General features: G+C 60.0%; 20 protein-coding genes and 2 pseudogenes. 11 read left to right on the top strand and 11 right to left on the bottom strand.

From position 1 onward, the window contains the following. Positions 1 to 626: 626 nt before the first annotated feature. Together ACGYLY_RS22455 and ACGYLY_RS22450 are read right to left on the bottom strand one after the other, a co-directional pair. Positions 627 to 1796 carry a zinc-dependent alcohol dehydrogenase gene (locus ACGYLY_RS22455; protein ID WP_395285011.1) on the bottom strand — a complete coding sequence of 390 codons (1170 nt, stop codon included), beginning with the start codon at positions 1794 to 1796 and terminating at the stop codon, positions 627 to 629. Next, complete coding sequence (locus tag ACGYLY_RS22450; protein ID WP_395285010.1) at positions 1793 to 2524, bottom strand: SRPBCC family protein; 732 nt, start codon at positions 2522 to 2524, stop codon at positions 1793 to 1795. The genes ACGYLY_RS22455 and ACGYLY_RS22450 overlap by 4 nt, the downstream gene beginning before the upstream one ends. A gap of 133 nt (positions 2525 to 2657) precedes the next feature. Here ACGYLY_RS22450 and ACGYLY_RS22445 point away from each other — a divergent pair, with 133 nt between their 5' ends. Then, positions 2658 to 3218: a type 1 glutamine amidotransferase domain-containing protein gene (locus ACGYLY_RS22445; RefSeq protein ID WP_395285009.1), complete on the top strand. Its 561-nt coding sequence runs from the start codon at positions 2658 to 2660 to the stop codon at positions 3216 to 3218. Between the two features lie 16 nt (positions 3219 to 3234). Here ACGYLY_RS22445 and ACGYLY_RS22440 read toward each other — a convergent pair whose 3' ends face one another. Beyond that, positions 3235 to 3777, bottom strand: a complete 543-nt coding sequence (locus tag ACGYLY_RS22440; RefSeq protein ID WP_395285399.1) for a uracil-DNA glycosylase — start codon at positions 3775 to 3777, stop codon at positions 3235 to 3237. A gap of 173 nt (positions 3778 to 3950) precedes the next feature. Between ACGYLY_RS22440 and ACGYLY_RS22435 the strand changes: the two genes are divergently transcribed. The 4 genes from ACGYLY_RS22435 to ACGYLY_RS22420 all read left to right on the top strand — a co-directional run bounded on the left by ACGYLY_RS22435 (position 3951) and on the right by ACGYLY_RS22420 (position 5622). Then, complete coding sequence (locus tag ACGYLY_RS22435) at positions 3951 to 4439, top strand: ferritin-like domain-containing protein (protein WP_395285008.1); 489 nt, start codon at positions 3951 to 3953, stop codon at positions 4437 to 4439. Between the two features lie 92 nt (positions 4440 to 4531). Continuing rightward, positions 4532 to 4819: a hypothetical protein gene (locus ACGYLY_RS22430; RefSeq protein WP_395285007.1), complete on the top strand. Its 288-nt coding sequence runs from the start codon at positions 4532 to 4534 to the stop codon at positions 4817 to 4819. Between the two features lie 86 nt (positions 4820 to 4905). Further along, a complete protein-coding gene (locus tag ACGYLY_RS22425; RefSeq protein ID WP_395285006.1) occupies positions 4906 to 5409 on the top strand; it encodes a DUF2243 domain-containing protein in 504 nt (167 codons plus the stop codon). Positions 5410 to 5418: 9 nt separating this feature from the next. Next, a complete protein-coding gene (locus tag ACGYLY_RS22420) occupies positions 5419 to 5622 on the top strand; it encodes a hypothetical protein (protein WP_395285005.1) in 204 nt (67 codons plus the stop codon). 32 nt (positions 5623 to 5654) lie between these two features. Here the strand turns inward: ACGYLY_RS22420 and ACGYLY_RS22415 are convergent, their stop codons facing one another. The 3 genes from ACGYLY_RS22415 to ACGYLY_RS22405 form a co-directional block, all read right to left on the bottom strand. Then, complete coding sequence (locus tag ACGYLY_RS22415) at positions 5655 to 6905, bottom strand: sulfite oxidase (RefSeq protein ID WP_395285004.1); 1251 nt, start codon at positions 6903 to 6905, stop codon at positions 5655 to 5657. A gap of 98 nt (positions 6906 to 7003) precedes the next feature. Then, a complete protein-coding gene (locus tag ACGYLY_RS22410) occupies positions 7004 to 8335 on the bottom strand; it encodes a DUF389 domain-containing protein (protein ID WP_395285003.1) in 1332 nt (443 codons plus the stop codon). A 79-nt stretch (positions 8336 to 8414) separates the two neighbouring features. After that, a complete protein-coding gene (locus ACGYLY_RS22405) occupies positions 8415 to 9614 on the bottom strand; it encodes an AI-2E family transporter (RefSeq protein ID WP_395285002.1) in 1200 nt (399 codons plus the stop codon). Between the two features lie 188 nt (positions 9615 to 9802). Between ACGYLY_RS22405 and ACGYLY_RS22400 the strand changes: the two are divergent. From ACGYLY_RS22400 to ACGYLY_RS22390, 3 genes and pseudogenes are all read left to right on the top strand, one after another. Continuing rightward, positions 9803 to 10234, top strand: a pseudogene (locus ACGYLY_RS22400) (manganese catalase family protein); the annotation flags it as partial. A gap of 266 nt (positions 10235 to 10500) precedes the next feature. Further along, a complete protein-coding gene (locus ACGYLY_RS22395) occupies positions 10501 to 11781 on the top strand; it encodes an RNA-guided endonuclease InsQ/TnpB family protein (protein WP_395285001.1) in 1281 nt (426 codons plus the stop codon). An 11-nt stretch (positions 11782 to 11792) separates the two neighbouring features. Beyond that, positions 11793 to 12176 (top strand): annotated as a pseudogene (locus ACGYLY_RS22390) (manganese catalase family protein); the annotation flags it as partial. A 175-nt stretch (positions 12177 to 12351) separates the two neighbouring features. On the opposite strand, the gene ACGYLY_RS22385 reads toward ACGYLY_RS22390, so the two are convergent. After that, entirely contained in the window at positions 12352 to 14844 is a 2493-nt protein-coding gene (locus tag ACGYLY_RS22385) for a TIM-barrel domain-containing protein (protein ID WP_395285000.1), read from the bottom strand. Between the two features lie 424 nt (positions 14845 to 15268). On the opposite strand from ACGYLY_RS22385, the gene ACGYLY_RS22380 reads away from it, so the two are divergent. Further along, positions 15269 to 15547, top strand: a complete 279-nt coding sequence (locus tag ACGYLY_RS22380) for a hypothetical protein (RefSeq protein ID WP_395284999.1) — start codon at positions 15269 to 15271, stop codon at positions 15545 to 15547. A 6-nt stretch (positions 15548 to 15553) separates the two neighbouring features. Continuing rightward, entirely contained in the window at positions 15554 to 16618 is a 1065-nt protein-coding gene (locus tag ACGYLY_RS22375) for an APC family permease (protein WP_395284998.1), read from the top strand. A 56-nt stretch (positions 16619 to 16674) separates the two neighbouring features. Here the strand turns inward: ACGYLY_RS22375 and ACGYLY_RS22370 are convergent, their stop codons facing one another. Then, a complete protein-coding gene (locus tag ACGYLY_RS22370) occupies positions 16675 to 16956 on the bottom strand; it encodes a hypothetical protein (RefSeq protein ID WP_395284997.1) in 282 nt (93 codons plus the stop codon). Positions 16957 to 17130: 174 nt separating this feature from the next. On the opposite strand from ACGYLY_RS22370, the gene ACGYLY_RS22365 reads away from it, so the two are divergent. Beyond that, positions 17131 to 18744: a 2-oxo acid dehydrogenase subunit E2 gene (locus ACGYLY_RS22365; RefSeq protein ID WP_395284996.1), complete on the top strand. Its 1614-nt coding sequence runs from the start codon at positions 17131 to 17133 to the stop codon at positions 18742 to 18744. Positions 18745 to 18779: 35 nt separating this feature from the next. Here ACGYLY_RS22365 and ACGYLY_RS22360 read toward each other — a convergent pair whose 3' ends face one another. The 3 genes from ACGYLY_RS22360 to ACGYLY_RS22350 are packed head-to-tail and all read right to left on the bottom strand — an operon-like array spanning position 18780 to position 21817. Then, the gene (locus ACGYLY_RS22360) at positions 18780 to 19775 is read right to left on the bottom strand and encodes an NAD(+)/NADH kinase (RefSeq protein ID WP_395284995.1); all 996 of its coding nucleotides are present in this window, start codon (positions 19773 to 19775) and stop codon (positions 18780 to 18782) included. After that, on the bottom strand, positions 19776 to 20786 hold the full coding sequence (locus ACGYLY_RS22355; protein WP_395284994.1) for an alpha-ketoacid dehydrogenase subunit beta: 1011 nt from the start codon (positions 20784 to 20786) through the stop codon (positions 19776 to 19778). After that, a complete protein-coding gene (locus tag ACGYLY_RS22350; RefSeq protein ID WP_395284993.1) occupies positions 20783 to 21817 on the bottom strand; it encodes a thiamine pyrophosphate-dependent dehydrogenase E1 component subunit alpha in 1035 nt (344 codons plus the stop codon). Before ACGYLY_RS22350 ends, ACGYLY_RS22355 begins: the two co-directional genes overlap by 4 nt. Positions 21818 to 21825: the final 8 nt, after the last annotated feature.

Here is a 21825-nt window from a genome sequence, read left to right as displayed (position 1 = left end):
TAGGATTACCGATGTACCACGATTGTGGGAAAACAGATTTCTCCGTAGACGCCGGTGAAACTGTCACTGTCTTGGTTCGTTTGGTTCCTACAAACCGCTGTTGCGTTTGTGTATCGACCGGTCCGGCGAGCACCGTGTCCGGAGGCGGTTGGGGAAATCGTGCCTCTCGCCATGAGACAGAGATCTCTTCGAGGACCCTTGGGGCATCTTGAGGGACTCCGACAACGTACTGTGATGTCCCATTTTGTCTGACCGCTGCTACGGGAAGCACGATGTCGTCATCAGCTGCCGCCGCGTTCGCTTCGTCAAGTGAGTCGTATCCTGTGACCGCCATCGAGCTGTTGAATCCCGACGAAACTGCCGATGTTTGTGTGTTTACCGCCACCAATACTATCGTAGTTCCTACGAGAAACGCAGTTGCTATCGCAATAATAACGATCGTCAGCTGGTCACGACGTGACCACTGTGTACACAGTCTCCGTTGATACCCCATTCGAACCCCGTGTTCGGGGTATCACTACCAACATCAAGAGTATGGGCCGCCTGAAGAATCGTATCCACTCCTTTCCGATCGAACTTAGTTAAAACAATGGCAATGGTCGAATCTTATTAGCAGTTTGTATTCACTACGGAGTGAACACTGCCCGGACGCATCCGTCTTCCTTGTGTTTGAACATCTCGTACCCCCGCGGCGACTCCTCCAGCGAGAATCGATGCGTTGCGAGGTACGACGGGTCCATCTCGTCCTCCTCGATATGATTCAGCAACCGTGGAACGTACTTCTGCCCGTGTTGCTGGGCGGTTCGGACGGTCAACCCCTTGTTTATGATGACGCCGAGCGGGAACTTGTCCATCAGACCGTAGACGCCCAATATCGAGAGGGTACCACCCTTACGACAGGCGCGGATCGCCTGCCGTAGCGCCGCGCCGCGATCCGTGTGCAACTTCAGCGATTGTTTTACGGTATCGTATGCGTGGTCGATTCCCGACCCATGGGCCTCCATTCCCACCGCGTCGATGCACGCGTCGGGTCCGCGTCCACCCGTCTTCTCCTTCACGGTTTCCACCACGCTCTCGACGTCGGTGTAGTCGATGGTGTCCGACCCCGCTTCCCGCCTCGCCATTCGTAACCGCTCGGGGAATCGGTCGATGCCGATGACGTGTTCTGCTCCCATCAGCGAGGCGCTCTGTTGTGCCATCAGTCCCACCCCGCCGCACCCCCAGACGGCGACTGTGTCGCCGGGTTCGATGTCGCAGAAATCGGCGCCCATGTATCCGGTCGGCCACGCGTCGGACGCAAAGAGGGCCTGTTCGTCGCTCAATTCGTCGGGAACGCGAAAACAGTCGTTGTCGGCGAACGGAACCCGAACGTACTCGGCGTGTGACCCCGCGTACCCGCCGAACGCGTGGGTATATCCGTATATTCCGGCGGTCGAGTAGCCGAGGACCGGTTCTTGTAGCTCCGCATTCGGGTTCGTGTTATCGCAGAGCGACCACTGGTCGTCGCTGCAGTACGCGCAGTTACCGCACCCGATGAACGACGGGACGACCACGCGGTCCCCTTCCTCCACTGTTTCCACCTTCCGACCGGCTTCCACGACTTCGCCCATGAACTCGTGACCAATGACGTCCCCCTCGCGCATCGTGGGCAGGTAGCCGTCGAGAAAGTGCAGGTCGGAGCCACACGTGGTGGACATCGTTACCCGCAGCACGACGTCGCGCGGGTTGACGATGTCGGGGTCGGGAACCGTCTCCACGCCCAAGTCGTTGACCCCGTTCCAGCACAGCGCCCTCATACCGCATCACCTCGTCCACGGGCGGACGGGTTGCCTTCGAGCGTCGGTATCTCGCCCGTCTCCGCCAAACTCTTGAACCGACGGAGAGCCTGCTTCGTCAGCGTTTCGGGGAGGATGCCGAGATACTCGGAGACGGCATCGCCGAACGCGCCTCCCGGCGGGTCGAAACTGATGGTCAGCGTCACCTCGGTTCCCCGGTCCTCCGGGGCATCACGGAACCGTATCGTCCCCTCGTTCGGAATGTCGGCCCCCTCGACGGAGCGCCACCGCAGGAGGTCCCCGGGGCGATCGCTTACGATTTCCGCGTCCCACGAGACGCTTCGATCCGTCGGTCCGTGGACCTCCCAATGTTGTCGGTCCGTCCCCGCCGGGGTTACGTCGGCGAAATGGTCCATGATTCGCGTCAACGACTCGGGGTCGCGCCAGAGTTCGTGGAGGTCGTCGGCCGACTTCTGGACCGTAACGGTCTTTTCGACCGACTTCCCGTCCCAGTCGTCGCTGCGTTCACGAACTAACAGCCATCCGCCGACGAGGACCAGCGCTCCTCCGGCGGCGACGGCGGCCAGTCGTCTCCGTTTTCCCGCTTCGTCATCCCCTGAACCGGCGGTTTTCGTACCGTTCCCCGATATCGGTCGAGCCATCCCATGCGCGACCGGAAGCCGTCCGGTCGTCGAACCGAGTAGCCGAACCGCTCCGATACCACCCTTCAATTTCACGATTTGAGACATTTTCTCCCCCGCCGTTCGGGACAGTAGGACGATTGATGTATCTTCTGTCCGTCCTTCGGCACGCCCTCGCGTGTCTCTGTGTTCTGCCACTGGCTTTAGGGAAATCGACGGGGTATCGCCGACGGGGATTACGATGGCAGACACACTCACCGATACGAACGTCGCGATCTTCATCGCCTCGCGAGGTACCGAAGAAGTCGAGTTCACCGAACCCAAGGAGGCCGTCGAGGACGCCGGCGCGAACGTCGACGTCGTCGGTGCCGAGACCGGCGAGGTCGAGACGGTCAACCACGACCTCGAAGAAGGCGGCACCTACGAAGTCGAACGGACGTTCTCGGAGGCGTCCGCGGACGAGTACGACGCCCTGTTGATTCCGGGCGGCGCCGTAGGGGCGGACACCCTCCGCGCTGACCAAGACGCAGTAGGGTTCGTTCGGGACGTCTTCGACGCAGGCAAACCAATCGGCGTCATCTGCCACGGCCCGTGGACGCTGGTCGAGGCGGACGTCGTCGAGGGTCGGACGCTGACCTCTTACCCCAGCCTACAGACCGACATCCGCAACGCGGGCGGGGAGTGGGTCGACGAGGAAGTCGTCGTGGACGAGGGACTCGTCACCAGTCGCAAACCCGACGACCTGTCCGCGTTCTGTGATAAGGTCGTCGAGGAGTTCGAGGAAGGGAAACACGAGCGATAACTGACCCTCGCCGCGATCACGTCCGTTCGAACGCCGCCTCCAAATCCCGTTGGAGTTCCACTTTTTTGCTTTCGTCATAAAACGTCGCCGCCGGGTGGTACGTCGGAACGACATCGCGGCCTTCCATCTCGAACGTTCTGCCGTGGATGTCCGAGACGTTTTCGTCCGTATCGAGTATCTCGCGCGTCGCAAAACTCCCGAGCGGCACTATGACCGACGGGTTCACCCTCTCGATTTCCTCCCGCAGGACGGGCCACCACGCGTCTATCTCGTCCCGATGTGGGTTTCGGTTCTCCGGCGGTCGAACCTTCACGAGGTTGGTGATGTACAACTCGTCCCTCCCGACCTCGATGGCATCCAGCGCGCTGTCCAACCGACCGCCCGCGCTGCCGACGAACGGTTCTTCCTCCTCGACTTCCCGTTCGCCCGGGGCCTCGCCGACCACCATCACGTCGGCGTCCAACGGACCGACCGACGGGACGAAGCGCGACCGTTCGTAGTGTTCGTCCGGGACCGTCGCGAGTACGTCGTCGAACTCGGATTCGAACGTCGAACGCATGAATACCCGTTCGGCGGCGAGCACCGAAAACCGACCGGCCGATAGCCTCGACACGCTTCGAACGGAGTACGCGATTACTTTCGACCGCTCCTTTGCCCCCGTTTTAGACGCCCTGAGAATGTAGCCTCGCTCCTCATTGTAGTGGGTCGACACGACCTAGTCGGGGATAGAAGATGACTTCAGATGATACACAAAAGCTGCTCGTAGAGGGTCTTCAAGAACTGTACTACGACGAACAGCAACTCGTCGACGCGCTGGAGACGCTCGCAGAGCAAACGGACGACGAGAGCGCGAGCCAAGCGTTCTCGGAACACCGCGAGGAGACGCAGGAACACGTCGAGCGTCTCGAAGAAGTGTTCGAGCAGATCGACGAACAACCGCAGGAGCGAGACGACCGCGTGCTGGACGCGCTCATCGAGGAGCACGAGGAGTTCGCCTCGGAGAACGACGGCGAGGTACTCGACCGCTACAACATCGCCGCCGGGCAGAAGACCGAACACTACGAAATCGCCGCGTACGGTAACGTCACGTCGCTGGCCGGGAAACTCGGCTACGATGAGGCGTCGGACATGCTGGCGGAGACGCTCCGGGAGGAGCAGTCGGCCCTCGACGAACTCTCGCAGGCCGGCGAGCAGTTCGACCAGCAGGCGTCCGCCGACTAACTCCGCCACCGTTCTTCGTTTTTCTCGGTGTTGAACCACTCTACGAAACGCATCCGACCGGTTACGTTGACGCATCTCGGAGGGGTCCAATAATGACGCTCATAGAAACGCTGGGAGGGTTGGAATTGGGGGAACGAGTCCGAATAACGGTCGATGACGGCTCGACCATCGACGGGGAAGCGACCATCATCGACTACGACCCGGAGGAGCGACTGCGCGTCGAAATCGAGGGCGACGAGGACTCGCGCATCCGACACGACGTTCGTGCCGACCGGGAGAACGACGACTGGACGACGCCGCGCGCACGACGCTACGCCCCCGACCAGGACGACTGGGCGGTGCTCGGGGACGTCACCGACGTTCGGGTCGAGGAGCGATGACCGTCGGTTCCATCCGCCTCGGTTTTAAAGCACCTGCGAATTGAGCCCCGCCGTCTATTGTAGTCGGCCCTGTCCTTCGGAACATAATGAGTAACGACTGGGACGGGTTCGACGGTGCGACGCGCCGGGCGCTCCTCGCCGCGGGGATTTCCGGATTCGGGTTCAGCGGCCTGATAGACGTGCTGGTACTCCATCTCGTGTTGCAGTGGCACCACCTCGTCTCGGGGCTCTACCCGCAGACCACGATGAACGGGCTTCGAACGAACATCCTCGCCGACGGTCTGTTTTCCATCGCCATGCTCGTCATCATGGGCATCGGCGCGGGCCTGCTCTGGCGGGCGGAACGGCGTGCGGCGAGTCCGTTGCCCGTTCGTCCCGTCGCCGGGTCCGCCGTTATCGGACTCGGCGTGTTCGACCTCTATGACTCGCTCGTCGACCACATCCTGTTGGGACTCCACCAGCCGCTTTCACGAGGTGGCCGTTACAACCCACACTGGATCGTCGTCAGCCTGCTCATCATCGGGGCCGGAATCTACGTCTACCGAACCGGGTCAAACGAGGGACGGGAAACGTCGTCCGAAAACGCCTGAATCGGGACGATGACGTATCAAATTCCCGTGGAAATCGGCCTTTCGGAACTCCCGATAGCGATACGCCCGGTCCCGCTACACGCGGTTTCCTCGCAGACGCCGGTCCCGCACTGGGTCGTGCTGATAGTCGCGGTTCTTGGCGTGTGGGTCGTCATCGCCGCTGGCGTGGTTGTGCTCGACGGCTTGTTCGATCGACTGTCGTGGACGGAGTGAACGAACGAGCGCTTTCGTGACGTACGTCGTCTTTACTCCTCGACCGTAACGGAGACGCCGAGCGGCCGGTAGGCGTTGTTACTGTACCCCTTCTCGTTCCACGGATACTTCCCGTCCGCAATCCCGCGAAGCCCTTCTTCCGGGTCCGAAACGATCGCCGGTTGCGTGCGTCCTTCCTCGTCGGTAGCCCGCGAGAGGAGCGTATGCTCGCCCGCCGTCGCGTCCCACACGTATCGGAACTTTCGGACGGCGTGGCGGCCGAGATCGGGGCCGACGAACTCGGCGTCGTCCCACGTCTCGCCGCCGTCGACAGACACCTCGACCCGCTCGACGGCGTCGTCACCCGACCACGCGACGCCCGTGATTTCCACTCGCTCGTCGGACGATACGACTTCTCGCGTCGGCGACGTGATGAGCGATTTGACCAGTTGGTCGAAGCAGTAGGCGTTTCGAATCCCGTCGGGATTCCGCAGTTGGTCGTACGTGCTGAACGTATCGACCGATTCGTAGCGTTCCGGTTCGTCGTCCTGCGCCGGGACGATGCGGTACGAGGACTGCTGATACTCGGTATAATCGCGGCCGTCCCTCGATTCCCACTCGTCGCCGGACACCATGGTCTCCATGACGTGCATCCGGTCCACCCATTTGACGCTGTTGTTCCCGAACCATCCGGGGACGAGGAGTCGGAGCGGATACCCGTGTTCGGGCGTCATCGGTTCGCCGTTCATCTCGTAGGCCAGCAGGCAGTCGTCCAGTACCTTCTCCATGGGAATCGACCGGCAGAACACGTCCTCGTCCTCCTTGGCTTCCCCGCCCATCACGGACAGCCACAGTCCCTCGTCGGTGGCGGCGTCGTAGTCGTCGAGGATGGCTCGAACCGGCGTTCCGGTCCAGACCGCGCTTCCGACCGCGCCGACCGTCCACTGGTCGCCCTCCGCGTCGGGGTCGAAGTAGGCCCGTCCGTTCCCGGAACACTCCATCATGTGGACGACCGAGTCCGTCGGGTAGTCGTGTCGTATCTCTTCCACCGAGAGTTCGGCTTCCTCGCCGACCATCCCGGTCAAAGAAACCCTCCACTCCTCGGCGTCGATGTCCGGCGTGCGGTGGTGGGTCCGAATGTAGTGCTCCTCGCGCGGCGTCAGGTAGGATTCGAGGTGTTCCCGCGACGCCGTCTGTGCGTTTTCGGGGTTCTCGGTGAGGACGTCCAATCCCGGATATCGTTCGGCCAGCGACGAACGCTGGCGGTCCGACGGGTCGGTTTCACCGCGGTCTTGGGGTGGCATCGTTGGGTTCGTTTTCCACGAGGGGCCACTCCTTCGCTATGCTTGCTGATGAAAGTCCGTGTGTGGCCAAATCCTTCTCTCTCGCACGCCGCGAGGTCTCAAAACCCCGGATTCGAGAGTGACCGGTACGCGTTCGAGGAGTTCCACTCGTTGGCCGTCCCCGACTCGGTGAACTCGACGGTGACGTAGACGTTCCGGTTCGTCCCCCGCTCGATTCGCCGCTCCAACCGGGTGGGAAGGTCGCTGTACGCTTTGTTGGAACTCCGACTGACGCTCACCGTGACGTTCGCCGGGGTCGACTGCAAGCTCATTCCACCGTAGGTCTGTTGGACGCCGGACAGCGTGAGGTTCGAGTATGCGGGTTGGTTGAGCGTAGCCGCTACTTCTCGATTCGTGGAACTGCTATATGCGACGTTTGTTGCGGTCAGAACGCCAGTGCCGACCGTGGCAGCCAGGAGTATGAGCAACGTCGCGTAGACCACGACTTTCTGCCCTGACGGTATCGACTCTCGAAACGACCTATCTGAATCACTCCACCTCGGCCGGTATCCCAGCCCGATGAGCGTGAACAGTGCGCCGACGTTGATAGCGAGGATGTTGACCAAAAGCAACAATAGAGCGCCAATGCCTAACAACGGGATCCCCCATGCCATTGCGAGTCCGGTCGCTGCTGCCGCCGGAATTATCGCGGCCGCTATCATGACTCCGACAATGGTCGTCGACTGCTCGGTTATGTATCCGAATGCGCCTACGATGCCGGCGATGATGGCACCGATCGTTGAAAGCGCGGTGGGAGCGAGACGAACACCGATAAGTTCGATTTGCATGATGGACACGTCGGGCGGTACGAATCCCGCCTGACGAACGCCCCACCCGAAGGCCGCGGCAGCGAGTATCGCGCTCCCAAGGCCGAGCCCCTGTTCTTTCACGCTACTAATGAACAAATCCCAATCGCCCAACATGAATCCGGTCGGTGCTGCGAGTGCTGAACTCACCTGTGGCGCAATGATCATCGAACCGATGATGAGCGCCGGTTGGTCCAATAGCAACCCGGCAGCAGCTGCGATGACGGAGAGGAGCGTCCCGAGATAGTAGAGTTGATACGGCCACTGCATTCCCCGAATTTTCGCGTGAAGTTCGGATTTCGAGAGTTTCTGCACGGACGCGCTATACCGTTGCCGGAGTTCGGTGAAGTTCGGTGTTTCGACCAGTTCCGCTTTCGTCGAGACGGTACTGGTGTCTGCATCGATTTCCGACTCACGAAACTCGTCGAGAATCGGCCCGACCATGGCGGTTGGGAGTGGAAAGAAAAACAGAATACTGTTCTCCTCGTCGCCGCTCACGACCGTATAGTTGACATCGTATTCGTCGAGAATCGACGCGACGGTTTCTCGTTCGTCGTCCGATACGTGGACGTGGAGCTCTCGCATTGTGTACTAGACTGGCTTGGGTTTGCTGTATCTTCCGGCCGATGATGCGGTGGATGGAGGGTCCACGGAGGTCGGGCCCCTATTCGGTATCGGCTTCCGCGTTCGTTCCCCCCTCGTTCGCATTCTCCCCGTGGGGTAGGTCCCGCGCCGAACGGGGGTTCGTCCCGACGGATTCGCCCATCGAGACGGTCGGCGTGAGCGGCTTCCCGTGAAGGAGTTCAGGAAGCACGATACGAACCGTCTCCAGCATCAGGATAAACAGTATCGGGAGCAGGAAGAAGCCGTACCAACCGAAGAGGATGGGTCCGAGTAGGTACGCGAACATCATCATCACCATGTCGAGTTGGCGGCCGGTGATGTACGGTTGGAGGAACGTCTGTGGTAGTGTATCGAGGAGGAGGACGTAGACGACGAGTACGCCGCCGACGAACACGAGATGATTTCCGTCGGCGTTCATCGCCTGTATCCCGAGGTAGCCAACGACCGGCAAGTACACGAGTTTTCCGACGACGATTGGAATCAGACTGGCGATGCCGGTGAGAAACGCCAATACGAACATCATCGGAATGTGCAGGCCCGCCGGTGCGACGAGGTTCGTCCCCCAATAGGCGATTGCCGCGATGATCGACATCACGACGACGAACAGCAGGTTGCCGAAGAAGACGGATTCGAGGTCCTCGTCCACGGCGACGGCGTAGGCGTACGCCGTCGTGTCTTTCCCCCCGAACAACCGGGTGAGATTCGAGGAGAGTCCATCGTCGTTTTTCAGGAGGAAGTACGCGAGCGCTACCGCGAGCGCGATGAGCATTCCCGCGCCGATGATGGCCGACGTGACTTGGATTCCCGATTGAAGCACCATCTGAACCGTTTTTTGCGGGTTCGAGACGAACTGCTGTGGATGCTGCATGGCGGCGAGCACCTGTTGTTGTTGTTCTTGTGGAAGCGCCCCGAGATAGTTCGTGACGAGCGCCGTATCCGTGACTCCACCGAACGTTTGCTGTGCCTGCTGAAACAGGTGAAACCCGGCGTAGAGTATGAGAAGGAAGATGGGAAGGAACACCACGAGGAGGGTCAATCCGGCTACCAACCCGTCGGAATCGAATATGACGTTCACCCGTCGATAGATGGGGCGGGTCGCGTAGTAGCCGAAGACCCCGAGAACCACCATCCCCACGAACGAGTAGGCGACGAATCCGGCGACGAGCGCGAGCAGGAGGACGAAAATCCACCATCCGAGACGACCCCGGGGCGGAAGCGTGTCGAGAGGAACATCTACCATTGTCTCGTCTAAATCTCTCCTCCCTGCAAACAGTTGTGGCCGCGGTTCTGCACGGGACACGACAGTCCTATACGGACGGTCGAATTCGAGCGATACGGGCGATTCTGCGGGGGGATATATAACCAACGTGCATTTGCAGCCCTCGCGATTACTGATTTCCCCCGTGTCCCTTGCGAGGGAGAAAAACGATGTTCTACCACGACGATGAACTCCAGTACGAAGTGACGGTCGAGGAACCAGACCCCCGATTCGCCAAGATGCTACAACAGGCAATCGGCGGTGCGGAGGGAGAAATGCGAGTCGCGCTCCAGTACATGTTTCAGGCGTTCGCGGTGCCCGCCGACAAGAGCGAGTACCGGCAACTGCTGATGGAGACCGCGACCGAGGAACTCGGACACATCGAGATGCTCTCCACCGCGGTCGCCAAGAACTTGGAAGGGGCATCCGAGGAACAGCGCGAAGCGGCGCGCGAGGACGCGGTCATCGCCGAGATGATGGACAGCGGCCAGCCGCGACAGGCGCTCTCGGCGGGACTGCACGCGATGCCCGTCGACTCCAACGGCGTTCCGTTCAGCGGCGGGTACGTCGTCGCCAGCGGCAACCTAGCGGCGGACATGTACCTAAAATCAGCGAGACTATTCGAGGCTTGACCCCCCAGGTAAATCGCGTTCACTTACCCGGTAGCAATTCCCAACATAGCATTTATGTTATCATGAATAGTAGCAAAGAATGCACGAAAAATGCCAGAACGGAATCTCAGAGTTCACCTCACGGACGAGGATATGGACCGTGCAAGGGCGTATGCCGAAAAACACGGGTTGCGGATGCCTCGTGCCTACGCCGAACTTATCCGCAGAGGTCTCAACGCCGATACCGAGGAATAGTAATGGATCTCACGCTACGCTGTCGCGCGTACCCCAATGAGGAGACCGCTAGCGTAGCATGGGAACACATCGACATCCTCCGGCAAATCAGAAACCAAGCGGTTCGACACTACTACCGCTCACCGCGAGACAACAGACCGAGTGAATACGACCAACACAACAAACTTCCTGAATGGAAGCGACGGTGGTCTATATTTAAGAAACCGTCTGCTCACGCCGCGCAACAGGCTGTCTCACAGATCTACAAGGATCTCAAGACACTGAACGACCACCGGAAGAATGGTAAAAAAACGGGACGTTTAAAGTGGCAGGGTCGCGGGGAATTTCGGTCAATATCGTACAATCAAACCACACGCTACGACGTGGATCACAACACGGGCAAAGATGGTTGGATTCGACTCCGGCTCGAAAAGATCGGCTGGATAGACGTATGCTCACATCGCAATATTCCCGAGACAGAGGACGTAAAGCGTATCGTTCTCAAGAAAGAACAAACCGGCGAGTGGTTCGTATGCTTTGTAGTTGAGGTAGACGAGCCGGACGCACCAGATTTGTCAGGGTTGACCGCCGACAAATGCGTGGGAATCGATCTCGGTATCCTGTCGTATATTCATACATCAGATGACTGTTCGGTAGCCTGCCTCGACTTATCCGACAGTTACAACTGCTACGCAAGAGCACAACGATCACTCGCTCGCAAAGAGCACGAGTCTTCAAACTGGGAGAAACAGCGCGTCAAAGTAGCGAAGATGAAACGCCAAATCAAACGACGTGTCATCGACTTTCAGCACAAACTCACGACATGGCTTGTAAAACGCTACGAGTTCATTGCGGTCGAAGACCTCGATGTGAACCCGATGCTCGAAACCACTCAAAACGCTAAAAACAAGCAAGATGCTGCGTGGTCGCGGTTTATCCGACTTTTGGAATATAAGGCAAAGCTCCATGGCGTTCACGTCGTGCCGGTCTGCCCGCGAGACACTACGAAGGCGTGCAACCAGTGCGGAGTAAAGACGGACAAACCGCTGTGGGTACGCGAACATTCGTGTCCAGCGTGCGGCCACGAAGAGGATCGGGACCTCAACGCCGCGAAGAACATCTTGGACAAGGCGTTAGCCGAAGTCGGCATACCATTCAGACGGACGAAATATTCTTTTCAGATCAATATAGGGCCGGGACGGTCCGAATCAACGCCCGTGCAGACTGCGCTCCCTACGTTCACTCGCCATTCGGGGCGAGTGGATGCAAAGCGTGTCGTCGAAGCGGGAAACCCCGGGACTTGACCCTGGGGTTCGTTCACGCGAACGTCATGGCCGAATCCACGGGACGAACCCTCGCCGCGCGACTCTGGGAGATGACCGACGACCCCGGCATGAAGGACATGCTGTCGTACCTCATCGCCCGTGACACGATGCACCAGAATCAGTGGCACGCGGCTCTCGAAACGATGGAGGACCACGTTCCGGTCCCGAACAGCTTTCCGCAGGAGAAGGAAAACCAGGAGTACAACTACGAGTTCATGTCCACGTCGAAGGAGGAGCGGCCGAACCCCGACCAGCGCTGGACGCAGGGCGAGTCGGCAGACGGCAAGGAAGAATTCTCCTACGGCCGTCAACCGGGCGGCGGCACGCCCGACCTCGGCGAGGTCATCGACGCGATGCACAACGAAGTGAACTGACCGCAATCGCCGACTGAATCGTTCACACCTTTTTCTCGCGGTATCGTTCGACTCGTCGAAATCCTTCTCAGTGGTTGTTGACAATGCCACCACTTGATGTGGAATCCCATTACGTACGTTGTGGGACGCAGTACCTGTAAAAATTGGATGATTATCTCAGCGGTGCCTACTCGCGTCAGTGACCATTGAAGAACAGCTTCACTTTCTCGTCTTCATCGACAGGGATGTGGACTAACACAGCGTCTTCATCCTTACTGTAGGCGAACGTCTCTGGCGTTCCTTTTGTCGTTTCCGCATCGACGAGTTTGTACTTGTTTGACCCGGCCTGTACTTTCCGAGGCGCTTCCGACCGGTCGAGTTTCAGCAGGTACGACGACAGTTGGGACCCATCGTAGTTCTCGACTTTCAATTCGTGTTCGAATGTGACGACGCCGCCGTTACTGGCGGACACAGTGAAGTTCGTCATGTTGTACTCCCCGTTTTTGTAATCGGGCGTCTCGCCGTCATCCTCGTAGAAGGAGTACGTCGCCTTTTTGTCGAGATAGACGTCGAGTTCGAGCGTCGTCAGCGGTTTCTCACCGGTGTATTGTTGGACGTCCCGCATTGGCACCATCGAATCTCGTTTCACAAAGATAGGGAGGTGGTCAAGCGGGGCATCGACTGTCAGCGTCTGTCCACCCTCATACTCTGTTCCGCTCCAGTAGTCCGTCCACCGTTCACCATCTGGTAGGTAGATCTCTCGACTGGTCTGTCCCTCTTTCACGACCGGCGCAAGCATGAGCGCATCGCCGAACATGAACTGGTCCGCGATATCGTACGTCCGCTCGTCGTCCTGGAACTGGTATACCAGCGGTTGCTGGACAGGCTTGCCGGACTCCGCAGCTTCCTTGAATTCGGTGTAGAGGTACGGAAGCAACCGGTAGCGCATCTCGATGTACTTCTTGCTGATTGCTTCGACTTCTTCGCCGAATGCCCACGGCTCCTGACGTTGAGTGCTTCCGTCGGCTTTCGCATTGCTGTCGTAGTGTATCCGGGAGAACGGGAGGAACGCGCCGACTTCGATCCACCGCCCGAAGAGTTCCGCATCCGGCCGTTGTGCGAAGCCACCGATGTCGTTGCCGACGAAGGAGACACCGGACAGTCCAACGTTCATATTCATGGGTAGGGACATCTGGAGGTGTTCCCAACTGCTCACGTTGTCGCCGGTCCAGAGCGCAGCGTAGCGCTGAGTGCCAGCGTACATATCGCGGGTCAAGACAAACGGGCGCTCGTCGGGCTTGTGCATCTCGAACGCGTCGTAGGTCGCTGATGTTTCGTCGTGACCATACAGGTTGTGATACTCCTTGTGCAGTTTCGTATTTGGACCGTCACCGAAGACGATGTCCAGGGGCATCGTATGGAAGGGGCCGTCAAACACGGCCGGTTCGTTCATATCGTTCCAAACGCCGTCGATGCCCGCATCGAAGAGGATTTCGTGGTTTTGAGACCACCAGTTTTGCACGTCCTCTTGCAGGAAATCTGGGAATGCAGAATCGCCCGGCCACACCTCTCCGATGTAAGTGGAGCCGTCGGGGTTTTCGGCCCAGTAATCGTTTTCCGTTCCTTCCTGATAGATTTCGTATTCTTCGTCTTGCTTGACGGCCGGGTCGTTGATCGCGATGGCGTGGAAACCCTCCATCGATTTCAATTCTCCAAGAGCCTGTTTGTACTCGTCATCCCACGTGAAGACGCGGAAGTCCCGCATGTAGTCGATGTCGAAGTGCATCGTATCCAGCGGGATGTTCTTCTCGCGGTAGGTCCGGGCAACGTTCAGGATTTGCTCGGGAGTATACTGCCATTTGCTCTGATGGAGTCCGAGCGTCCACTTCGCAGGGACGTCCATCTTCCCCGTGAGTTCGGTGTACCGGTCGACGACATCGCCGATGGCGGGGCCGTAAGTAAAGTAGTATGTGAGTTTGCCGCCATTCGCATAGAAGTAGTAGTACTCGTCGGATTCGGAGGCCATCTCGTAGTACGAGCGGTGGGTGTTATCGAAGAAGATGCCGTATGCACGATCTTCCTTCAGGCCAACGAAGAATGGAATTGCGGTGTAGAGATATTTTGTGTCCAAGCCGTACGAGTATGCGTCGGTGTTCCAGAGCCCCAGACTCTCTCCTCGTTGGTCGAGGTTCAGTCCCGCCTGTTCCCCGAACCCGTAGAACGCTTCATTGTCGGTGGTCTCCTTGAACACATACGGCTTTCCGTTCTCGTAGCCCGCAGTGCCGTAGTCGAGGTGGTCCTCGTTGACGACGTTGCCGTCGGCGTCAAGGAACTTGATTCCGAACGGCTGCTTTTTAACTTCGATGGTGATTGCATCTGTTTTGAGCGTGTACCGGTTAGAGCTGTCGTTCCTCGTAAACTGGGGCGTATCCCACTCGTCCGCTGTTTTCTTGATGCCGGGAGATTCGAACTCCGATTCCCCGGCTTCGAGGATGGATATCTTCGCGAGGTCAGCATCGAAAAGACGAATGTACGCTACGTTCGTCCCAAGGTCGAATTTGACGCCGTTGTCAAGTGGTTGGATTCCTTGTACCGAGAGTTTCTGTAGTTCGCCTTTGTTCAGTTCTGAGTCGTCTCCGGGTTGTGTTACCGCACCGACGCCACGCGAGACGACGGCGGTTCCGACCATAGCTAGGCCGACAGTCTTTAAAAACGACCGACGGTTAAATTTGTGATGAAATTGTTCACCTTTCATTGCATTCGATAATTGGTACAGGAATATAAATACTTATTTTAGAAATTGTGTAATATCTAGTTAGAAACTATATCGTTTTAAAATACGAAACTGAATAATTCTATAATATTGTAATAGGGTGTACAATAATTGCGTATGTGTATTCTTACACTGTCTTCATAGTTCGTGAGGATAACTCGATAATCGACATACTGCACAGTCCAGCGTTTGGCTCTCAATACTGGAACGGGACGACGTATCTTCTGTCGAAGGAGTTGTGGTCGTCATTGAACGAGAGCAGGGAATTTCGGAAGCGTATAAACACGTTTATTATTCGGCTACAGGGCTCATCATCTTTCAATCAGCAAATTACTCTCGAATGACAGACGATAATGCTGGCGGGGGCCTCGGATTGACAGGTGCGGTGTCGATGGCCCTCGGCGGGATGATCGGTGGTGGCATTTACGCCGTTCTCGGCGTCGTGGTGAAGGTATCCGGCGCGTTGGCGTGGCTCTCGTCCGTCTTGGCGGGCATCGTGGCGATGTGCGCGGGCTACTCCTACATCAAGCTCAACCAGCTCGGCGACCCGGAGGGGGCATCGCCCACGTATCTTGAATGGTTTGCGGACAGTTCCACGCTCGCTGGAATGGCTGGCTGAACCCTCTTGTTCGGTTACGTCGGGTCGATAGCGATGTACGCCTACGCGTTCGGCAGTTACACCGTCGATATTGTGGGCATCGAACACGTCCTCGGGCTTCCGTTGCGCGCCGTGTTGTCGCTCGCCATCATCGGCGTGTTCGTCGGTCTCAACCTCGTCGGTGTCGAGGAGTCCGGATGGGTCGAAATCGGTCTCATCGTCGTCAAAATCGCCGTCCTCGTCGGGTTGGCCGTGGTCGGATTCTGGTTCGGGTCGTCCAACGGCGGTATCCACACCGGCCTCGATTCACTGAGCTTCACGCCGATAATGGCCGCCACGATGTCGTTCGTGGCGTTTCAGGGCTGGCAGTTGCTCATGTACTCCCAAGGGACCATCGAGAACCACAGCGACACCAACCCGACCGCCATCTACCTCTCTATTCCGACCGCAGTCTTCATCTATATCGGCGTCGCCATTGTCACCACCAGCATCGTTGGCGTCGCGCTGGTGTCCAAACACCCAGAAGTCGCGCTGGCGACCGCCGCCTCGGAGTTCGGCGGTTATTGGGGCGAACTCGTCATCTCGCTCTCGGCGCTGTTCTCGACCGCGAGCGCCATCAACGCGACCCAGTTCACGAGCGCGCAGTTCTCCGACCGTCTCATCGAGAACGGTCTCCTGCCGAAGAAACTCGACGCCAGCTCGCCGGACGAGTTCCACGTGGGCGAGGACCTGCCCAAGCGCATCATTGTGATTCTCGGCGTGCTGACCGCGGCGTTCACCGTCGTCGGCAGTTTGGAGGGGATCACGTCGTTCGCGTCGCTAACCTTCATCGTCGTCTTCGGCGGCATGAGCTACCTCGCGTTGACACAGCGCGACCACGAATCCGTCTCGGCCGTTCCCCCAGCGATCGGTCTGTTCGGAACGGTTCTCTTCCTCCCCATGATGCTCTGGCACCTCTTTTCGGCACAACGCGGCGTCTTCTACACGGTCGTGGCACTCGCTATCGTCGCCGTCGTCGTCGAACTGGCCTACTTCGAGACGGATCTGTTTGCGACGACTCCGGAGGATCAATCGTCCGTCGGCGGTGACTGACCGGAAAAATAGCGTTTCACCGAGTTATCGTCCGTCTCCGCGGAAGGCGCTGCGTCTCAGTTTTCGTCGTCCGAATCCGGTTCGATATCGTCGTCGTTCGACGTTGGGCCCGCCGCCTCCGACGGTTCGGCCGCCGACGGGGACTCGTTAGTCTCCGTGGTAATCGAACCGGTTGACGCGCTCGCGTCCGAGGAGGCTGCCGCCGACTCCTCGCTCCGTTCTTCCTCCGGGGTGGTTCCGTGGGCGTCCTCCATGTGTTCGTGGAGTTCTTCCTCTCGCTCGAACTCCTCGTCGCAGTGGTCGCACGAATACGTCTCTTCGTTGGATTCGGTTGCCATGTCTTCGGTTTCTCACGCGAGAACCGAAAGGGTTGTACTGGCACATGCAACCTCACCCTATCCCCACCCCTTTCATCACCGTTCAGATAACCCGACCACCGCTCCAGTCAGTCGAAAATCGGTTTCGAAACCGGCGGTGGAGATTTAATACAACCGAGACTGTCTTTCTATGCCATGGGATACATTATCAAGATGCCCAAGTTGGGACTGGAAATGGACTCCGGGACGCTCAACGTTTGGACCGTTTCCGAAGGCGATACGGTGGAGGAAGGAGCCGTCGTCGCCGAAATCGAATCGGAGAAAACGACGGCCGAAATCGACGCCCGCGAGGACGGCGTCATTCGACGGGTCTTCGTCGAGGAGGGCGACGTGACCGACCCGGGAGCACCGCTCGGCATCGTCGCCGCGCCGGATGCGGATATCGACGACTTGGTCGCGGAAGTCGAGGGTGAATCCGCGGAAACCCCATCCGAGTCGTCCGCCGAAGACGCGGATTCGAGTCCCGCACAGGAGCGCGACGCGCGGGCCGCAATCGACGGTTCGACCGCACCGGTGAGCGAAGTCAAGGCGACGCCGCGAGCGAAGCGACGGGCCGAGGAGCTGGACGTGGACCTCACGGCCATCGACGGCACCGGGCAGCAGGGTGCCATCGCAGAAAGCGACGTCGAGGCGGCGGCCGAGGACGACTCGTCCGAACCGACCGACGATGTGAAAGCGACACCGCGAGCGAAACGGCGGGCGGAGGAGTTAGATCTCCCGCTCCACACCGCCGAGGGGACCGGGCCACAAGGGGCCGTGACCGAGGGCGACGTGGAAGCCGCGGCGGAGTCGATGGAAGAGGAAGCGGTCGAAGTCGAGGCGACTTCGACCGAGCCGACGGGCGGAGAAGCGGCCACAGTCGCGGCCACCGACGAACCCGATGTCCCCGCGGAACGGGTGTTCGCCACGCCCAGCGCCCGCCGACTCGCACGCGAGTTGGGCGTGGACGTCGAAACCGTCGGAGCGGAAATCGACGGTCGTCTCACGGAAACCGACGTCCGGATGGCGGCCGAGGGGACGATGGACGACGAGGCCGAGACGGTGCCCGGAACGCGGGAAGAAGAACGGCCGCTGACGGGGATGCGCAGTACCATCGCGGAGCGTCTGGGACAGAGCGACCGCGAAGCGGTCCACGTCACCGAACATCGGTCGGCCGACGCGGAGGAACTCCTCGCCGCCGCGGCCGCCGCGGACGAGGCCCTTTCCCCGGACGTGTCCGTGACGGACATCCTGTTGACCGCGCTGTCGGCGACGCTCGACACCCATCCCGAGTTCAACGCCACCTTCGAGGACGACGTTCACCGATTGCACGAGGCGCACAACATCTGCGTCGCCGTCGATATCGACGCCGGACTCATCGCGCCAGTGATTTCGGACGTGGACGCGCTCTCGCTCTCGGACCTCGCGGCGAAACGCAGGGAGGTGACCAACCGGGCGCTCTCGGGCGAGTACACGATGGACGACCTCACGGGCGGGACGATAACCGTCTCGAACCTCGGCGTCCTCGGCGTGGAGCGCTTCGACCCGGTAATCAACCCGCCCCAAATCGCCATCCTCGGCGTCAACACCATCAAACGCGAGGTGGTACCGACCGAAGACGACGGGGTCGCCGTCCGCAAGCAGATATCCTTCTCGCTTTCGTTCGACCACCGAATCGTGGACGGTGCGGACGCCGCGCGGTTCCTCGGGACGCTCGTCGAGCACGTCGAAAACCCGTGGCCGCTCGTGATCGCGGCGGGCGAAAAATAACTCGGAAGACGGATTCTCTTCCGGGAATCGCATTACTACGCGCGGAAGAGTCCTTCCTTCGCGCCCCGTTCTATCACCGCGTCGATGTCGACGAGTCGCGGTCCGTCGGCGACGGGGCGCAATCGGACGGACGCATCGCGCACTTCGAGTTCGCGTTCGCCGTCCGCACTGATGACGCCGGTGACGACGTCGAATTCGAACGCTTCGCCGTCATCGAGCGTGCGGTACTCCTCGACGGGAATACGCGAGAGAACGCCCGGAACCGTGGCCGCGTGTACCTCCTGTTGCGGTTCGCTCGTCGTCCCCAACCGGAATCCGATGCCGCCGGGGTCGTCGGGACGGCGGACCGTGAGTCCACCGGCGATGCCGGAGAGGCCGATTTCGCTCGGCGACGCCCGCGAGACGACGCCGCCGACGACGTCCTCCGGGTCGAGAATGGCTCGCGTTCCGACGAACTGCTGGTCCATAACCCCGAGCGTTGCGAGCCCCCGAATGCGTCGCTCTTCGCTCCCGTCGTCCACGACTGCTTCGACGGTTCCGTGCCGAATCGTCGTCTCGTCGGCGGGCACCGCACCGCTCGCGATGAGTCCCGTGGCGATACCGGCGACGGTTCCGTCGACCGCCATGGGAATCACGTTGTTCGTCCCGGTCGAAATGCTCACGACGGGGACGTCCCCGATTCCGTGGGCGACGTCGCGGTTGGTGCCGTCGCCGCCGAGAACGACCACGGCATCCGCCTCCTCCGAGAACCGTTCCGCGGCGTTCCGTGCGTCCTCACCTGACGCCGTGACGGTCATGTCCAACAGGCCTACCGTGAGGTCCTCCGGTGCGCCGTCGACGATTCTGTCGGCGAGGCCGGCGTTGTCCGGCATGACGAGGACCTCGGCGTCGTCCGCCATCGTCAGGCCTTCGAGGACGCAGGTCGCCGTCCGCCGTTTTGCGTAGTTGCTACTGACGCTCGCGCCGCCCGTCAGTCGCCGGATGTCCCGACCGGCGACCGGGTTGACGATGAGTCCGACTGTCGGGGACACTTATACGACGCGGTCGATGGCCGCTTTCACGTCGTCGGCGTCCGGCAGGACTTCCTCCTCCAACGTCGGACTGAACGGGATGTGTACGTCCGCGACGCCGACGCGCTGAATCGGCGCGTCGAGGCTGAAGAACGCGTTCTCCATGACGCGCGTCGCGATTTCCGCGTGGGTTCCGTACGAGAGCGGGCTTTCGTCGGCGATGACGAGACGCCCCGTCTTGTCCACGCTCTCGGCGAGCGTGTCGGTGTCGAGCGGGTAGAGCGACCTGAGGTCGATGACCTCGACGCTCGTTTCGCCCGCGAGTTCGTCGGCGAGTTCGAGCGATTCGCCGACCAATCGTTGTGTCGCGACGACGGTCACGTCGTCGCCTTCGCGTTCGACGTTCGCCGTCCCGAGCGGGATGGTGAAATCCTCGTCGAGCGGAACATCGCCCGTCTGTTCGTACATCGCCTTGTTCTCGAAGACGAACACCGGGTCGTCCGAACGGATGGCCGACTTCAACAGGCCCTTCGCGGCCCGCGGCGTTCCGGGAGCGACGGCGATGATGCCCGGGAAGTGTGCGAACCACGTGTGCAGCGTGCCCGAGTGCTGACTCGCGGCACCCATTCCGCCGCCTTCAGTCGTTCGGACGGTGACGGGCATCTCGGTCTTGCCGCCGAACATGTAGCGGTTCTTCGCCATCTGGTTGATTATCTGCTCCGAGCAGACGCCGAGGAAGTCCGCGAACATGATTTCGACGACGGGCCGCGTTCCCGTCGCCGCGGCACCGACCGCCGCGCCCATGAATCCGGCTTCGCTTATCGGCGTGTCTCGAATACGGTCCTCGCCGAAGTCGTCCACGAGACCGTTCGTCACTTCGAAGACGCCGCCGAACTCGCCGACGTCCTCGCCGATGACGAAGACGTCGTCGTCGCGGTTCAGTTCCTCCCGCATCGCGAGGCGAATCGCCTCTCGGACCGTCATCTCCTCGGTGTCAGACGGCCCCGAGGAAGGCATGCTTTCGGTACTCATCGGTCCTCACCTCCGTCGGTCCGCATCTGTCGTGCAAAGTCGTTTATCTCGGGTACGTTTGCGTTGAACATGTCGTCGTAAGCCTCGCTCGGTTCGGGGTAATCCGCTTCCTTGGCTTTCTCCGCCGCCTCCTCTACCTGCTCGCTGATTTCGGATTCCATCTCCTCGAACTCCGATTCGGTGATGGTTCCGGCGTCGATGAGCCGTTCTCTGAACTGCTCTATCGCGTCGTTTTCCTTCCAAATCGCGATGTCCTCGTCGGTTCGGTACGGCTGTTGGTCGCCCTCGAAGTGACCGCGATAGCGGTAGGTGTCCGCCTCGATGAATGTCGGCCCGTCGCGTGCGAGCGCACGCTTCCGAGCCTCTTTCACTGCCTCGTAGACGGCCGTGACGTCCATTCCGTCCACCGTGAAGCCGGGGATGTTGTACGCTTCTGCCGTCTCGCTCAGGTTCTGGAGGTTGTGCTGTTTTTCGACCGGCGTTCCCTCGCCGAACTGGTTGTTCTCGACCAAGAATATCGCCGGAAGGTCCCACGTCGCGGCGAGGTTGATGGCCTCGTGAATCTGTCCTTGAGCGACGGCACCGTCGCCAAAGAACGCCAGCGCGACGGTGTCCTCCCCTTTTACCTGCGACGTGAGAGCGGCACCCGTGGCGAGCGGCGGTCCGGCACCCACGATACCGTTCGCGCCCAACATGCCCGCGTCCACGTCCGCGATGTGCATCGAGCCACCCTTGCCGTTGCAGTAGCCGTCCGCCTTGCCGTACAACTCGGACATCATCTCCTCCAATCCGAGTCCCTTCGAGATGCAGTGGCCGTGCCCTCGGTGGGTGCTCGTGATGTAATCGTCTTCTTCCAGTGCCGAACACGCGCCGACGCCGACCGCTTCTTCACCGATGTAGAGGTGTACGAACCCGGGGAGTTCCCCGTCGCCGAACAACTCTCCCGCTTTCGTGTCGAACGCCCGAATCGTTAACATTCGGCGTAGCGCTTCTTTCTGCCCGTCCTCCGTTTCAATGTCAATCGCTACCATTGTCCATA

Origin of the sequence: Haladaptatus sp. CMAA 1909 (assembly GCF_043952005.1) — an archaeon.
In the GTDB taxonomy this organism is placed as follows: domain Archaea; phylum Halobacteriota; class Halobacteria; order Halobacteriales; family Haladaptataceae; genus Haladaptatus.
The sequence above is the reverse complement of the archived record's forward strand: the minus strand, read 5'-3'. Positions and strand labels throughout refer to the sequence as shown.

Coding starts and splice junctions, on each gene's coding strand:
- ACGYLY_RS22450 (WP_395285010.1), bottom strand. CDS start 2,524: ATGTCTCAAATCGTGAAATTGAAGGGTGGTATCGGAGCGGTTCGGCTA.
- ACGYLY_RS22385 (WP_395285000.1), bottom strand. CDS start 14,844: ATGGTCGGAACCGCCGTCGTCTCGCGTGGCGTCGGTGCGGTAACACAA.
- ACGYLY_RS22410 (WP_395285003.1), bottom strand. CDS start 8,335: ATGCGAGAGCTCCACGTCCACGTATCGGACGACGAACGAGAAACCGTC.
- ACGYLY_RS22430 (WP_395285007.1), top strand. CDS start 4,532: ATGACGCTCATAGAAACGCTGGGAGGGTTGGAATTGGGGGAACGAGTC.
- ACGYLY_RS22380 (WP_395284999.1), top strand. CDS start 15,269: ATGACAGACGATAATGCTGGCGGGGGCCTCGGATTGACAGGTGCGGTG.
- ACGYLY_RS22395 (WP_395285001.1), top strand. CDS start 10,501: ATGGATCTCACGCTACGCTGTCGCGCGTACCCCAATGAGGAGACCGCT.
- ACGYLY_RS22425 (WP_395285006.1), top strand. CDS start 4,906: ATGAGTAACGACTGGGACGGGTTCGACGGTGCGACGCGCCGGGCGCTC.
- ACGYLY_RS22440 (WP_395285399.1), bottom strand. CDS start 3,777: ATGCGTTCGACGTTCGAATCCGAGTTCGACGACGTACTCGCGACGGTC.
- ACGYLY_RS22455 (WP_395285011.1), bottom strand. CDS start 1,796: ATGAGGGCGCTGTGCTGGAACGGGGTCAACGACTTGGGCGTGGAGACG.
- ACGYLY_RS22405 (WP_395285002.1), bottom strand. CDS start 9,614: ATGGTAGATGTTCCTCTCGACACGCTTCCGCCCCGGGGTCGTCTCGGA.
- ACGYLY_RS22420 (WP_395285005.1), top strand. CDS start 5,419: ATGACGTATCAAATTCCCGTGGAAATCGGCCTTTCGGAACTCCCGATA.
- ACGYLY_RS22445 (WP_395285009.1), top strand. CDS start 2,658: ATGGCAGACACACTCACCGATACGAACGTCGCGATCTTCATCGCCTCG.
- ACGYLY_RS22350 (WP_395284993.1), bottom strand. CDS start 21,817: ATGGTAGCGATTGACATTGAAACGGAGGACGGGCAGAAAGAAGCGCTA.
- ACGYLY_RS22355 (WP_395284994.1), bottom strand. CDS start 20,786: ATGAGTACCGAAAGCATGCCTTCCTCGGGGCCGTCTGACACCGAGGAG.
- ACGYLY_RS22370 (WP_395284997.1), bottom strand. CDS start 16,956: ATGGCAACCGAATCCAACGAAGAGACGTATTCGTGCGACCACTGCGAC.
- ACGYLY_RS22365 (WP_395284996.1), top strand. CDS start 17,131: ATGGGATACATTATCAAGATGCCCAAGTTGGGACTGGAAATGGACTCC.
- ACGYLY_RS22415 (WP_395285004.1), bottom strand. CDS start 6,905: ATGCCACCCCAAGACCGCGGTGAAACCGACCCGTCGGACCGCCAGCGT.
- ACGYLY_RS22435 (WP_395285008.1), top strand. CDS start 3,951: ATGACTTCAGATGATACACAAAAGCTGCTCGTAGAGGGTCTTCAAGAA.